Raw genomic sequence first — 13,044 nt, forward strand, 5'->3', positions numbered from 1 at the left:
TTTCTTATGAAAATTTCAGCTAAACACTTGTGAGATTTACTTTTATCCTTTAAAATAGAATAGGAGAAATTCCGTTATTATTTTTCGGAGGAAAAAGAAATGTCCATTAATTGGCAGGAAATTTTATTTCACTTTTTAGGAGGTCTAGGACTGTTTTTATACAGTATCAAGACCATGGGAGACGGTTTGCAACAAGCTGCTGGAGATCGCCTTCGTTTTTACATTGACAAGTACACTAGCAATCCCTTTTTAGGTGTTCTAGTCGGGATTGTCGTGACCGCCCTGATTCAGTCAAGTACAGGGGTTACAGTTATCACGGTTGGGCTGGTCAGCGCTAGTCTTCTCACTCTTAGACAGGCTATCGGAATTATCATGGGAGCCAACATCGGAACCACTGTTACTTCCTTTATCATCGGTTTCAAGCTTGGTGAGTATGCTTTGCCCTTGATTTTCCTTGGAACCATGTTCCTCTTCTTTACAAAAAACAGAACAGCAAACAATATCGGGCGCATCCTGTTTGGTGTTGGGGGAATCTTCTACGCCCTTAACCTCATCAGTGCCGGTATGAGCCCACTTAAAGATTTACCACAATTCAAGGAGTATATGGTCACCTTGGGACAAAACCCCATTTTAGGAGTGGTGGCCGGTGCAGTGATTACCGTCCTCATCCAGGCTTCCTCGGCTACAATCGGGATTTTGCAAGGCCTCTATGCAGGTGGGTTTCTTGACCTTAAAGGTTCGCTACCAGTTCTTTTCGGAGATAATATCGGGACAACCCTAACCGTGATCATCGCAGCAGCTGGAGCCAATGTCTCTGCAAAGCGCGTTGCGGCAACCCACGTTACCTTTAACGTTTTAGGAACTATTCTTTGCTTAATCCTATTAGGCCCCTTTACTGCTATGATCGAGTACTTCCAGGCACTCCTTCACCTCTCACCTGAGATGACAATTGCCTTCTCTCACGGTGCCTTTAACGTAAGTAACACCATTGTACAATTTCCATTCATCGGAGTCTTGGCCTACTTTGTAACCAAGCTCATCCCTGGTGAAGACGAGGTTGTCAAGTACGAACCCCTCTATCTCGACGAGCAACTTATCCAGCAATCTCCTTCTATCGCTCTAGGAAATGCCAAAAAAGAACTTTTGCACTTAGGGAACTATTCAACCAAAGCTTTTGACCTTTCTTATACCTATATCATCGGTATGGATGAAAAGGTAGCTGAAAAAGGGCACAAGACAGAGGAAGCCATCAACACCATCGATGAAAAACTCACTCGTTACCTCATCAGACTCTCAAGCGAATCCTTGAGCCAAAAGGAAAGCGAAGTCTTGACCAACATTCTGGATTCATCTCGTGATTTGGAACGGATTGGGGACCACGCAGAAGGCTTGCTCAACCTAACAGACTACCTCCAACGTAAGAATGTTCAGTTCTCTGAAGCTGCTTTGCAGGAATTGGCGGATATCTATCAAAAAACTACTGACTTTATCAAGGATGCCCTTGATAGTGTGGAAAACAATGATATTGAAAAAGCTCAGAGTCTGATTGAACGCCATAAAGAAATCAACAATATGGAACGTGTTCTCAGAAAGACCCATATCAAACGCCTTAACAAGGGTGAGTGTTCTACACAAGCTGGAGTCAACTTTATAGACATCATTTCCCACTACACTCGTGTATCTGACCATGCTATGAACCTAGCTGAAAAGGTCATTGCTGAACAAATCTAATACTCTTCGAAAATCTCTTCAAAACACGTCAACGTCGCCTTGCCGTACTCAAGTACAGCCTGCGGTTAGTTTCCTAGTTTGCTCTTTGATTTTCATTGAGTATAAGTACCAAGAAGCTGTCCTGAATGGGATGGCTTTTTTGTCTCCTCATCAAGAATTTCTTTTGGAACATATAAAAAATGCTTTGATTCCATTGTGAATCAAAGCTTTTTAAAGAGTTCTCCAAACATGATAGCAGAAACTGCAGTGCCCCTATACTTGGCTTCTTCTTTTTTGATAAAGCGCGCCAAGTTGATCAATTCAGGTGCTAGGTGTTTGGGATTGATGAGCAATTCACGGGTGACCAGTCCTGAGAGTCGGACTGCTAGTAATCGCTCATTTGTAGTTGGTAGTTTTTTAGCAGTCTCTAAGAGAGCAGCAACTAAATCTTCACTCAAGCCCTGACGGGCATGGTTGTAGAGATCTCTTATAAGGCTTTCTAGGTTTGGTTCTGCCATCCTGATCACCTCCCTTATGCTTAATAATGTTTAATCAAATTAATCGTTGAACGATCCAATTTTTTCACCAAGGCTTGCAAGAAGGCTTGGGCTTCTAGGAAGTCATCCATCGCGTAGAGGGTTTGGTGAGAATGGATATAACGGGCACAAACACCGATAGTTGTAGATGGGACACCACCATTTTTCAGATGAGCTGCTCCAGCGTCCGTTCCACCTTTTCCACAGTAATATTGGTACTTGATGCCAGCTTCTTCAGCCGTTGTCAAAAGGAAATCTTTCATACCTGGGAGAAGCAAGTGACCTGGATCATAGAAACGAATCAAGGTTCCATCCCCAATCTTACCTTGGCCACCATAAACATCACCAGCAGGTGAACAGTCAACTGCCAGAAAAACTTCTGGGTCAAACTTAGTTGTAGAAGTATGAGCGCCACGGAGGCCAACTTCTTCTTGGACGTTAGAACCCAGATAGAGTTCATTGCCCAGTTTTTGACCTGAAAGGGCTTCAGCTAGCTCGCTTACCATGAGGACACCGTAGCGGTTGTCCCAAGCTTTTGAGATGATATTTTTTTCATTGGCTGTCAAGATAGCGGAACTATCAGGGACAATGGTGTCACCCGGACGAATGCCAAAACTTTCTGCCTCAGCCTTATCCGCAAACCCACCATCAAAAATGATATCAGAGATAGCTGGCATGGTTGGTCCACCTGTTCCACGAGTCAAATGTGGAGGGACAGAACCTGAGATCACAGGAATTTCACGACCGTCACGAGTAAAGAGTTTAAAGCGTTGGCTGCTGACCACCATAGGATTCCAGCCACCGATTTCAACGACACGGAAGGTACCATCTGGCTTAATCTCGCTGACCATAAAACCAACTTCGTCCATGTGAGATGCGACCAAAACACGGGGTGCATCCGTAGCTTCTGAATGCTTGATACCGAAAATACCACCTAAGCCATCTGTCACTACTTCATCCACGTGCGGTGTCAACTTTTCACGAAGATAAGTCCGGACAGGCGCTTCGTGGCCTGAGATCGCAGCAAGCTCTGTTACTTCTTTGATTTTTGAAAATAATGTTGTCATATCAGTTCCTTCTTTCTGTCCTCCATTTTACCACTTTTTATAGGAGAAGGATAGTGGAAAATTGGATTAGTTTTTACTCAGTTTTCCAATAAAAGAGAGTGTGAGATATTATTTCAGGAATTTTTCTTTTTTTACATTAAATTGTCAGAAAATTTATTGACAGATTAAAAAAATCGTGTTACATTATCTCCAAGGGTATTTTTATACCAAATCTACATGAAAGGACGGGGCATGAAACTCTCTCATATTTTAACAGGCTTACTTCTACTCCTGGTCTTTCTCTCCATTAGTATTGGAACCAGTGATTTTTCTTGGGAAAAATTCTTTACTTTTGACCAACAGACTTGGCTTCTCTTTCAAGAGTCGCGTCTTCCAAGAACTATCAGCATTCTCCTTGCAGCCTCCAGTATGAGCATGGCAGGACTCCTCATGCAGACCATTACTCAAAACCAGTTTGCTGCTCCGAGTACAGTAGGAACGACAGAAGCTGCCAAACTGGGAATGGTGTTGAGTCTCTTTGTCTTTCCGTCTGCGAGTCTGACCCAAAAGATGCTCTTTGCTTTTGGCTCATCCATCTTATTTACCCTCTTCTTCCTAGCCTTTATGACTATTTTTTCTGTAAAGGAAAGGTGGATGTTGCCCTTGATCGGGATCATCTATAGTGGGATTATCGGTTCTATCACAGAAGTTATCGCCTATCGTTTCAATCTGGTTCAGAGTATGACTGCTTGGACCCAGGGCTCCTTCTCCATGATTCAGACCCATCAGTATGAGTGGCTCTTCTTAGGCCTCATTATCCTGATAGCCGTTTGGAAATTATCCCAAACCTTCACCATCATGAATCTGGGCAAGGAAACCAGTGAGAGTTTGGGGATTTCTTACTCCCTACTTGAAAAGCTGGCCCTCTTTCTAGTGGCGCTAACGACAAGTGTCACCATGATTACCGTGGGTGCCTTGCCATTTCTCGGGGTCATCGTTCCCAATCTTGTCCGCAAGCGCTATGGAGATAATCTGAGCCAAACCAAACTCATCGTTGCTCTGGTCGGTGCCAATCTAGTTCTGGCCTGTGACATCCTCTCTCGAGTCTTGATTCGGCCCTATGAGCTGTCTGTCAGTCTCATTCTAGGAATCATCGGTAGTCTCGTCTTTATCCTACTTCTATGGAGAGGGGGACAAAAAGATGCAGTTTAAAAGCAAACATACCAAGCTCTTCTGCCTTCTCATTATTCTGGCCATCGGAGCTTGTCTCCTTTACTTTTGGCCCATCACTAACCTGTCTGCCTTTGCCTGGAAGCTACGTTCCCAAAAAATCATCGTTTATCTCTTGGTAGCCATCGCGACAGGGATTTCGACCATTAGTTTTCAAACCCTGACGGAAAATCGCTTTCTGACGCCAAGTATTTTGGGAATCGAAGCCTTCTATGTCTTGCTACAAACCCTACTACTGATATTTGAAAGCAAATTTCTACAGCTTGGAAAGTCTCCTGTCTTAGAATTTCTAGTCTTGCTTCTGCTTCAATCCCTCTTTTTTCTCGCCTTACAAGGTTACTTGAAGACTCTGATGAAGCAAAATTTGGTTTTCATTCTGCTAATCTGCCTAGCCCTCGGAAGTCTCTTTCGAAATATCAGTACCTTCCTACAAGTTCTGATGGATCCAAATGAATACGATAAACTGCAGAACAGTCTCTTTGCCTCCTTTCAGCATCTCAACACTTCCATCCTAGCCATCGGTTCTCTGATCATCCTCGCTTTGACAATCTTTTTCTTTCGAAAAGCAGTTATTCTGGATGTCTTGCACCTGCAAAGAGAAACGGCTCAGATACTGGGACTGGATGTTGAAAAAGAACAGAGAGAACTCCTCTGGGGTATCGTGCTCTTGACCTCAACAGCCACTGCCTTGGTAGGACCTATGGCTTTCTTCGGCTTTATGCTGGCCAATCTGACCTACCTAATCGTCAAAGATTATCGGCACAAGTTGCTCTTTATCGTGGCCATTCTGATTGGATTTATTAGTTTGACCTTGGGGCAAGCCCTCATCGAACGAGTCTTTGCGCTGGAAATTCGCATCAGCATGATCATCGAGAGTGTGGGTGGTCTCTTATTCTTTATCTTACTTTACAGGAGGGCGCATCAGTGAAACTGGAAAACATTGACAAATCCATTCAAAAACAGGATATTTTGCAAGACATTTCCCTTGAAGTCAGTCCTCAGAAACTGACAGCTTTTATTGGTCCAAATGGTGCTGGAAAATCAACCCTTCTCTCCATCATGAGCAGACTGACCAAGAAAGATCAGGGAATCCTCAGTATCAAAGGGCGTGAAATTGAGAGTTGGAATTCGCAAGAACTAGCCAAAGAGCTCACTATCCTAAAGCAGAAGATCAATTACCAAGCCAAATTGACTGTAGAAGAATTGGTCAGCTTTGGACGTTTTCCCTACAGTCGAGGTAGACTGAGAGCGGAAGACTGGGAAAAAATCCGAGAAACTCTAGACTATCTAGAACTGACCAACCTAAAAGACCGCTACATCGATAGTCTGTCTGGCGGACAGTTGCAACGTGTCTTTATCGCTATGGTACTGGCCCAGGATACAGACTTTATCTTGCTAGACGAACCGCTCAACAACCTTGATATCAAGCAAAGTGTCAGCATGATGCAGATCCTTCGGCGACTGGTGGAGGAACTTGGCAAAACCATTATCATCGTCCTCCACGATATCAACATGGCTAGCCAATATGCGGATGAAATTGTTGCCTTCAAGGACGGTCAAGTCTTTTGCAAGGGAACGACTGCTCAAATCATGCAAGCCGAACTGCTCAGTCAACTTTATGAGATTCCCATCACGCTGGCTGATATCAATGGCAAAAAGATCTGTATCTATAGCTAGCTATTCTGAACTCATGTTAGAAAAGCCTCTGTCTCTTAGCTAACAAGCCTATCTAAGAGCCCCCCTACATCGTTATCACATTTTAAAAAGGAGAAATCATGAAAACATCCCTTAAACTTTATCTCACTGCCCTAGCTGCCAGCTTCTTGCTCTTACTTGGTGCATGTAGTACAAATACAAACTCAAGCACTAGCCAGACAGAGACAAGTAGCTCTGCTCCAACAGAGATAACCATTAAAAGTTCACTAGATGAGGTCAAACTTTCAAAGGTTCCTGAAAAGATTGTGACCTTTGACCTCGGTGCTGCGGATACTATTCGCGCTTTAGGTTTTGAAAAGAATATCGTCGGAATGCCTACAAAAACTGTTCCGACCTACCTAAAAGATCTTGCAGGAAATGTCAACAATGTGGGTTCCATGGTTGAGCCAGACCTAGAAGCCATTGCTGCTCTTGAGCCAGATTTGATTATCGCTTCACCACGTACCCAAAAATTCGTAGACAAGTTCAAAGAAATCGCGCCAACCGTTCTCTTCCAAGCAAGTAAGGACGACTACTGGACTTCTACCAAGACCAACATCGAATCTCTAGCAAGCGCCTTTGGTGAAACTGGTACACAGAAAGTCAATGAAGAATTAGCCAACCTAGACAAGAGCATCCAAGAAGTCGCTACTAAAAACGAAAGTTCTGACAAAAAAGCCCTTGCTATCCTCCTCAATGAAGGAAAAATGGCTGCCTTTGGTGCCCAATCTCGTTTCTCTTTCTTGTATCAAACCTTGAAATTCAAACCAACTGATACTCAATTTGAAGACTCTCGCCACGGACAGGAAGTCAGCTTTGAAAGTGTCAAAGAAATTAATCCTGACATCCTCTTTGTCATCAACCGTACCCTTGCCATCGGCGGGGACAACTCTAGCAACGATGGCGTCCTAGAAAATGCCCTCATCGCTGAAACTCCTGCTGCTAAAAATGGCAAGATTATCCAACTAACACCAGACCTATGGTATCTAAGTGGAGGCGGTCTTGAATCAACAAAACTCATGATTGAAGACGCTCAAAAAGCTTTGAAATAAGAGATAAAACCCAACATCAGGTGATGTTGGGTTATTTTTCTTCTTGATTTCGTTTGAGGGAAAAGTGGTCTGGGACGGGATCTTTTCCTATTGGCGACCAAGGATGGCATCGGAAAATTCGAGCCAAGCCCATCAAAACACCCTTGAAGCCATGTTTTTCAATAGCCTGAATCATGTAGTTGGAACAAGTCGGCTCAAAGCGACAAGAGGGTGGAAAGGCTGGTGAGATAAAACGTTGGTAAAAGCGTACTGGCGCTATTAAGATTCGTTTCATTATTTCTTGGTTACAGCCATGGTGTGTAGTTGGCTGATTTCTTTTTTATTAAGGCGACGAGCTTCACCCGGACGAAGACCTGTCAAGTCTAAGTGTCCAAAACGTGTCCGAGACAACTTATCTACTTGAAGACCGACGGCTTCAAACATCTTTTTAACCTGATGGTTGCGTCCTTCATGGATAGTCAACTGCACTACTGAGCGATTTTTGACTGGATCCACTTTGAGAATCTCATATACAGCTGGCTTGGTTTTCTTGCCATCAATCTCAAGACCACGAGTCAAGGGGCGGAGATTATCCTTATTGGCCACACCTTTAACACGCGCGACATAGACCTTATCAATCTCATTACGGGGGTGAATCATCTCATCCGTAAAGTCCCCATCATTGGTCAAAATCAAGACACCTGATGTATCCCAGTCCAAACGTCCAACCGGGTAAATGCGTTCTTTGACATTGGGCAAGAGATCCACAACAGTCTTGCGGCCCTTGTCATCTGTCACACTGGAAATCACTCCACGTGGTTTATTAAGCAGATAGTAGACCTTTTCTTCGTTGTAGATAGGTTGACCTTCAACTTCGACCTTGTCGCCTGACTTGATGGTCGTTGCGAGTTCACGCACTACCTGTCCGTTGATGGTTACCAAGCCTTGCTTGATCAACTCTTCTGCTTTTCTCCTACTGGCCACACCTGCGTGGGCAATATACTTATTGATTCTCATCTTCTTCTATCCTTTCACCAAATAATTGGCTTTCTTGGGCTTGAATCTCAAGCTCATCAATCACTGGCAGTTCTTCCAAATGGTTAATTCCCATGTAATCTAGGAAATAATCCGTAGTCACATAAAGGTTTGGGCGGCCCAACACTTCTTTTTTCCCGTCTTCCTTTATCAAATCAAAAGCCTGCAACTTTGCCAAGGCTCCACTCGAGTTAACCCCACGAATAGCATCAATCTCAATTCGGGTAATCGGTTGCTTGTAGGCAATGATGGACAAGGTCTCAAGAGCAGCCCGAGACAAACTCTGGTTGATAGGCGCCTTGGAGTATTCCTTCAAAATCTCTGCAAATTGAGGCTTGGTGACCAATCTGTAAGCACCACCTGTCTCGATCAGGGACAAGCTCGAATCTTGGTCTTTTTCATACTTCTGGGCTAATTTTTCTAAACTCTGTTGGATGCCTGTCGGTGGAAGTGAGAGGAGTTCAGCCAACTGACGGACTCGAATCCCATCTTCACCTGCTACAAACAAGAGCGCTTCTATTTCTGCTAAAGTACTCATCTTTCCTCTCTATAAAGTCTAGCTTTGTGCCTCTTGACTTTCTTCCTTCTTTTCCATAAGATAGATATCTCCGAAACTCTCCTCTTGCACGAGAATAAGTTCCTGAGTTTTGATTAACTCTAGGGTTGCCAAAAAGAGGGTGATAACCTCTTGGACATTCTGGGCTTCCTTGAACAAATCCTGCAAGCGCAACTGGTCTCGTCCAGTCAAGGACTCTTTTACAATGACCATCATGTCCTCAATCTTATACTCATCCCGCAGGATGGTTGTGTGATTCTGTGCGAACTCCTCTTTTTTCTTGGCTAGGATATTTGAAAAAGCCAAAAAGAGGTCAATGGTCGTCTTGTCATGTACAAGCTCTGCATCCTCGTAAATCAACTCTGTTGGCGCTTTGGAGTAGTACTGGGCCCGATCTTGGTGCTTAGCCTCCAAGTGCTCACCCAGGAGTTTGAACTTGCGGTATTCTTCGATTTGGGAGAGAAGATCCTGCTCCAGGTCATCCTCCAAGTCTGTCACTTCTGCTACCTTTGGCAAGAGCTTGCGACTCTTGATCAGCATCAGCTGACTAGCCATGACCATATATTCGCCCGTCACTTCCAGACGCATGGCCTGCAGAGTTGAGACATAGGCTAGATACTGTTCGATAACTTCTGTAATGGGCACATCGTAAATATCCATCTGGTACTTAGAAACCAAGTGCAAGAGCAGGTCCAAGGGCCCTTCAAAATCTTTTAATTTAATATCCATTATCTATATTTTTCTAAGGTCAGGACTGTTTTTAATCCTAATTTTTTTGCAATTTCGTACAAATCGACTTTGTTTTCTATCTGTCTTAGAATGAACTGTTCCCGCAAGGCTTGAGCGGATAAGGTTGGGAACCCCTTCTCCTTGACAAAGGACTCCAGCTGACGAAAGGCCCACTGACGAGAATAGGCTTTCCCTGCCCTTTCAAAGAGATAGGTCTGCCCCATCAAGGGTTCTAGCTCTGGAATCAAGGTCGTGGGTATGGTGACAATCCTCTGTTGGGAAGCCTTGTTAATTCGCAACACCTGAAAATCCAGATTGATATCTGCAACCTTGAGGGTTAAAATCTCACTCGGCAAGAGCCCTAGCTCCAAGATAAGAAGCGCCAGCAAGCGTCCTTCTGGATAATTACTTTCCTGCCAAAAAGAGTCTAGGTCTAGAATTTCTGGTTTTTCAATCTTCTTTTCAGCTTGCTTGACTAATTCCAGACGGTAAAAACTGTCCACCTCTCCTTTTCGATAGAGAAAGTAGAGAAATTGGTTACAGGCCGAAAGTTTTCGCTTCTGGGCGCTGATTTTTAGATTGACTAGCTGGCCTTGGTAAATCTTGAGACTAGTCTCAGAGATCCGCTCACCTACAATATCTAAAAATTGCTCCAAATCATACTTATAGGATTGCTTGGAATTGGCAGACAAACCCTGCTTTCCCTCTAAAAAGTCTGAAATCCTATCTCTCATTTGCATCGAATCTCATATTCCTTACTAAAGTCATGCAAGAGGGCATTAACGGCCTTGAGGATAGACTTGCGCGTAATAATTCCTTGAAAAATCCCTTCATCATCTACCACTGGCAAGAAGGGTTCATCCACCAGTTTATGGAGGACTTCTGTGATGTTATAGTCTGGAGCGACAACTGCCACATCTGTCTTAGTCATATTGACGATATCTGTCGTTGCCATCTGTTCATCTGTCAAACCTTGCTCCATTTGATAAGCCAAAATGTCTCTCAGCCCAATGGTTCCAACAAAGCGTTTGTCAAAGGTCACAACAGGGATACGGGTATAGGTGATTTGACTCAGCACCAAAATTGCATGGTCGGCATTGTGGGTATCAATCAAAGCTGCTAGATTCTCAGCAGGGGTAAGAAAAGTCTCTTCCTGCTCCAATAAAAATGCTTCAAATTCCTTGGCAATCATCGAGCAAACTCCTTGGACAAGCCTGGATAAACCTCATGGTCACGTGTCAAAAAGTCTACTTTAAAATAGCTGTCATCAATCTCCACTCGAGCATAGAGACATTCTCTGATAGTCCCTCGTGGTTGGCTGATGGAGCCTGGATTTAAAAAGAGTGTTTTGCCTTCCATCCAAGCATTTGGCACATGTAAGTGACCATAAAGACAGATGTCCGCTTCTTCTTCCTGAGCCCAGTAGTCCAACTTTTGAAAGTTGAAATTGATATCAAACAAGTGTCCATGCGTCTGGATGATCTTGGTCGGACCAAGTTGAGTTACCAAACGTTCTGGGTAGCCAGCATAAAAGTCCATATTTCCTTTGACGACATGGATGCCTTCCCAGAGCGGAGAGTCTGGACGGAGTTCAGAGTCACCATCGTGAAAAATGGCATCAACTTTCCCTAGATAGCGGTCACGGATTTCTTCGACAATCAAGCTATCGCCATGGGAGTCACTCATTACAATGATGGTTTGCTTTGCCATGATGGAAATACCTCCAAAAGTTTCTTAACGGCTAAGGCGCGGTGAGATTGGCTATTTTTTTCTTCAAGGGTTAATTCTGCTGATGATTTACCTGTCTCTCCTACAAGGAAGAGTGGGTCATAGCCAAAGCCATTCTCCCCCTTAGGTTCAAAATTAATGTAGCCTGACCAGTCAGCTTCAACCACCAAACTTTCTTTGTTTGGACTGGCTACAACTAGGGTTGTGTGGAACTGAGCCGAACGGTCCTTGAGATCAAAGACCATGGCCAATTCGTGCAAGAGCTTGGCATTATTTTCACGGTCGGTTGCTCCCACACCTGCAAAACGGGCTGACCAGACTCCTGGCAAACCGCCGAGGACATCGACTTTGAGACCTGAGTCATCTGCTAGCACCATCTTGCCTGTTAATTGGGAAATAGTTTCTGCTTTAAGTCGAGCATTTTCTTCAAAAGTCATACCTGTTTCAGCTACTTCAGGCAGATCTGGATAGTCATTGAGATTTTCCACATCATAGCCTAACTTGTCAAAGATAGCTCGGAATTCCTTGGTCTTGCCTTCGTTACGAGTCGCAATGAGCAGAGTTTCTCTAACCTTGCTAGTTTCAAAGAAGGCTTCTACATCGACTCCTTCTTTAGGCAATTCTACATGCAGGAGTTGCCCATTTTCAACCAAGAGCAGAGCCCCCTGACGTTGGATAACTTCTAGATTACGGCCTGCTTCTGCATTTAAAATCTCAACGATAAAGGAGAGCAGACGAAAGTTAGAAGACCAGCGCATCACCGTTATCGTAATTGGAAAGCCATTTTCCTCATCACGAAAAATCCGCGCCAAATCCATAAAATCAAGCTCAAGCGGATCTTTGATGAGGCTGTAGATGCCTCCATAGACATCCCAGACACCGACATACCAGTCCTGGTCATCCTTGTATTCATAAATTTTGTTTGTCATAAAGTTACATGCTCCACATAAATCTCTTTTTCCAACCATTCTGCTCCAATCTGGGCAAAACTTTGGCTATTGGCTGTTGTGTAAAAACGGTGATGGAGTGGTCCGGCATCGCGTCCACGATTGATTTCAAAATAGTTCAGCAAAACCGAGATATCCCGTACACACTCTGCCCCACTATCGATGAGCTGAACCTTGGGCCCCATGACATTCTGGATGATAGGACGAAGGAGCGGATAATGAGTACAACCTAGAATCAGGCTATCCACTTTTCCGACCAAGGGACGCAGGGTTTCATAAACTACTTTCTTGGTTACACTGGTTGATAAGGCACCAGACTCGACTAAAGGGGCAAACTTGGGACAGGCCAAACTTTCCACCTGTAAGTCCGGATCTAGATCATGGATTTTCTGACGGTAGATGTCTGATTGGACCGTCATGGGTGTTCCAATCACCCCGATTTTCCCGCCTTGACTGGACTTGATAGCTGCCGAAGCTCCTGGCAAAATCACGCCTAGGACGGGAATGTCTAGTTGGGCCTTGATTTCTTCCCAGACGACCGCAGTCGCAGTATTACAAGCAATGACAATCATTTTGACATCCTTGGTCAAGAGAAAGTTGACCAACTGCCAAGTATATTCACGGATTTGCTCAGCAGGACGGGGCCCATAGGGTGCCCGTGCCGAATCTCCAATATAGACGATTTCTTCATGGGGAAGCTGGCGCATGAGCTCACGAACAACGGTTAAGCCCCCGACACCCGAATCCAAAAAACCAATTGGTCGATTATCCATACAGTCTTCTTTCTAGTCTTTTTTCTGA

General features: G+C 44.2%; 16 protein-coding genes. 5 read left to right on the plus strand and 11 right to left on the minus strand.

Going from position 1 to position 13,044, the window contains the following annotated elements; translation table 11 throughout:
- The first annotated feature begins 99 nt into the window (after positions 1–99).
- Positions 100–1,731: a Na/Pi cotransporter family protein gene (locus B7723_RS01350; protein ID WP_084848925.1), complete on the plus strand. Its 1,632-nt coding sequence runs from the start codon at positions 100–102 to the stop codon at positions 1,729–1,731.
- Between the two features lie 200 nt (positions 1,732–1,931).
- Here B7723_RS01350 and B7723_RS01355 read toward each other — a convergent pair whose 3' ends face one another.
- Together B7723_RS01355 and pepA are read right to left on the minus strand one after the other, a co-directional pair.
- Entirely contained in the window at positions 1,932–2,228 is a 297-nt protein-coding gene (locus tag B7723_RS01355) for a bacteriocin immunity protein (protein WP_084848926.1), read from the minus strand.
- 20 nt (positions 2,229–2,248) lie between these two features.
- Positions 2,249–3,313 (minus strand): glutamyl aminopeptidase, encoded by a 1,065-nt coding sequence (pepA, locus tag B7723_RS01360; protein WP_084848927.1) that lies wholly within the window; start codon positions 3,311–3,313, stop codon positions 2,249–2,251.
- A 231-nt stretch (positions 3,314–3,544) separates the two neighbouring features.
- Between pepA and B7723_RS01365 the strand changes: the two genes are divergently transcribed.
- The 4 genes from B7723_RS01365 (at position 3,545) to B7723_RS01380 (ending at position 7,269) form a co-directional block, all read left to right on the plus strand.
- The gene (locus B7723_RS01365; RefSeq protein ID WP_162279184.1) at positions 3,545–4,504 is read left to right on the plus strand and encodes an ABC transporter permease; all 960 of its coding nucleotides are present in this window, start codon (positions 3,545–3,547) and stop codon (positions 4,502–4,504) included.
- A complete protein-coding gene (locus B7723_RS01370; protein WP_084848929.1) occupies positions 4,494–5,450 on the plus strand; it encodes an iron chelate uptake ABC transporter family permease subunit in 957 nt (318 codons plus the stop codon). Before B7723_RS01365 ends, B7723_RS01370 begins: the two co-directional genes overlap by 11 nt.
- Positions 5,447–6,199: an iron ABC transporter ATP-binding protein gene (locus B7723_RS01375; protein WP_084848930.1), complete on the plus strand. Its 753-nt coding sequence runs from the start codon at positions 5,447–5,449 to the stop codon at positions 6,197–6,199. The genes B7723_RS01370 and B7723_RS01375 overlap by 4 nt, the downstream gene beginning before the upstream one ends.
- A 98-nt stretch (positions 6,200–6,297) precedes the next feature.
- Positions 6,298–7,269 carry a siderophore ABC transporter substrate-binding protein gene (locus tag B7723_RS01380; protein ID WP_084848931.1) on the plus strand — a complete coding sequence of 324 codons (972 nt, stop codon included), beginning with the start codon at positions 6,298–6,300 and terminating at the stop codon, positions 7,267–7,269.
- A gap of 31 nt (positions 7,270–7,300) precedes the next feature.
- On the opposite strand, the gene yidD is transcribed toward B7723_RS01380, so the two are convergent.
- Genes yidD through racE form a run of 9 tightly spaced genes read right to left on the minus strand, consistent with a single transcriptional unit; the run spans position 7,301 to position 13,016 of the window.
- Entirely contained in the window at positions 7,301–7,543 is a 243-nt protein-coding gene (gene yidD / locus B7723_RS01385) for a membrane protein insertion efficiency factor YidD (RefSeq protein ID WP_084848932.1), read from the minus strand.
- A complete protein-coding gene (locus tag B7723_RS01390; RefSeq protein ID WP_084848933.1) occupies positions 7,543–8,265 on the minus strand; it encodes a pseudouridine synthase in 723 nt (240 codons plus the stop codon). The genes yidD and B7723_RS01390 overlap by 1 nt, the downstream gene beginning before the upstream one ends.
- On the minus strand, positions 8,252–8,821 hold the full coding sequence (gene scpB / locus B7723_RS01395; protein ID WP_084848934.1) for an SMC-Scp complex subunit ScpB: 570 nt from the start codon (positions 8,819–8,821) through the stop codon (positions 8,252–8,254). The genes B7723_RS01390 and scpB overlap by 14 nt, the downstream gene beginning before the upstream one ends.
- An 18-nt stretch (positions 8,822–8,839) precedes the next feature.
- Complete coding sequence (locus B7723_RS01400) at positions 8,840–9,568, minus strand: segregation/condensation protein A (RefSeq protein WP_000351888.1); 729 nt, start codon at positions 9,566–9,568, stop codon at positions 8,840–8,842.
- A complete protein-coding gene (gene xerD / locus B7723_RS01405) occupies positions 9,568–10,302 on the minus strand; it encodes a site-specific tyrosine recombinase XerD (RefSeq protein ID WP_277620041.1) in 735 nt (244 codons plus the stop codon). The genes B7723_RS01400 and xerD overlap by 1 nt, the downstream gene beginning before the upstream one ends.
- The gene (gene cbpB, locus B7723_RS01410) at positions 10,299–10,760 is read right to left on the minus strand and encodes a cyclic-di-AMP-binding protein CbpB (RefSeq protein WP_000560696.1); all 462 of its coding nucleotides are present in this window, start codon (positions 10,758–10,760) and stop codon (positions 10,299–10,301) included. The genes xerD and cbpB overlap by 4 nt, the downstream gene beginning before the upstream one ends.
- Positions 10,757–11,278 carry a metallophosphoesterase gene (locus B7723_RS01415; protein WP_001118944.1) on the minus strand — a complete coding sequence of 174 codons (522 nt, stop codon included), beginning with the start codon at positions 11,276–11,278 and terminating at the stop codon, positions 10,757–10,759. Before B7723_RS01415 ends, cbpB begins: the two co-directional genes overlap by 4 nt.
- Complete coding sequence (locus tag B7723_RS01420) at positions 11,254–12,264, minus strand: nucleoside-triphosphate diphosphatase (protein ID WP_394334937.1); 1,011 nt, start codon at positions 12,262–12,264, stop codon at positions 11,254–11,256. The genes B7723_RS01415 and B7723_RS01420 overlap by 25 nt, the downstream gene beginning before the upstream one ends.
- Entirely contained in the window at positions 12,222–13,016 is a 795-nt protein-coding gene (racE, locus tag B7723_RS01425; protein WP_084848937.1) for a glutamate racemase, read from the minus strand. Before racE ends, B7723_RS01420 begins: the two co-directional genes overlap by 43 nt.
- Positions 13,017–13,044 lie beyond the last annotated feature (28 nt).

Origin of the sequence: Streptococcus oralis subsp. oralis (genome assembly GCF_002096435.1) — a bacterium.
GTDB classification, from domain to species: domain Bacteria; phylum Bacillota; class Bacilli; order Lactobacillales; family Streptococcaceae; genus Streptococcus; species Streptococcus oralis_AA.

Excerpts from the sequence above, each read along its gene's own strand:
- B7723_RS01350 (WP_084848925.1), top strand. The coding sequence starts at position 100 with ATGTCCATTAATTGGCAGGAAATTTTATTTCACTTTTTAGGAGGTCTA.
- B7723_RS01355 (WP_084848926.1), bottom strand. The coding sequence starts at position 2,228 with ATGGCAGAACCAAACCTAGAAAGCCTTATAAGAGATCTCTACAACCAT.
- pepA (WP_084848927.1), bottom strand. The coding sequence starts at position 3,313 with ATGACAACATTATTTTCAAAAATCAAAGAAGTAACAGAGCTTGCTGCG.
- B7723_RS01365 (WP_162279184.1), top strand. The coding sequence starts at position 3,545 with ATGAAACTCTCTCATATTTTAACAGGCTTACTTCTACTCCTGGTCTTT.
- B7723_RS01370 (WP_084848929.1), top strand. The coding sequence starts at position 4,494 with ATGCAGTTTAAAAGCAAACATACCAAGCTCTTCTGCCTTCTCATTATT.
- B7723_RS01380 (WP_084848931.1), top strand. The coding sequence starts at position 6,298 with ATGAAAACATCCCTTAAACTTTATCTCACTGCCCTAGCTGCCAGCTTC.
- yidD (WP_084848932.1), bottom strand. The coding sequence starts at position 7,543 with ATGAAACGAATCTTAATAGCGCCAGTACGCTTTTACCAACGTTTTATC.
- B7723_RS01390 (WP_084848933.1), bottom strand. The coding sequence starts at position 8,265 with ATGAGAATCAATAAGTATATTGCCCACGCAGGTGTGGCCAGTAGGAGA.
- scpB (WP_084848934.1), bottom strand. The coding sequence starts at position 8,821 with ATGAGTACTTTAGCAGAAATAGAAGCGCTCTTGTTTGTAGCAGGTGAA.
- B7723_RS01400 (WP_000351888.1), bottom strand. The coding sequence starts at position 9,568 with ATGGATATTAAATTAAAAGATTTTGAAGGGCCCTTGGACCTGCTCTTG.
- xerD (WP_277620041.1), bottom strand. The coding sequence starts at position 10,302 with ATGAGAGATAGGATTTCAGACTTTTTAGAGGGAAAGCAGGGTTTGTCT.
- cbpB (WP_000560696.1), bottom strand. The coding sequence starts at position 10,760 with ATGATTGCCAAGGAATTTGAAGCATTTTTATTGGAGCAGGAAGAGACT.
- B7723_RS01415 (WP_001118944.1), bottom strand. The coding sequence starts at position 11,278 with ATGGCAAAGCAAACCATCATTGTAATGAGTGACTCCCATGGCGATAGC.
- B7723_RS01420 (WP_394334937.1), bottom strand. The coding sequence starts at position 12,264 with ATGGTTGGAAAAAGAGATTTATGTGGAGCATGTAACTTTATGACAAAC.
- racE (WP_084848937.1), bottom strand. The coding sequence starts at position 13,016 with ATGGATAATCGACCAATTGGTTTTTTGGATTCGGGTGTCGGGGGCTTA.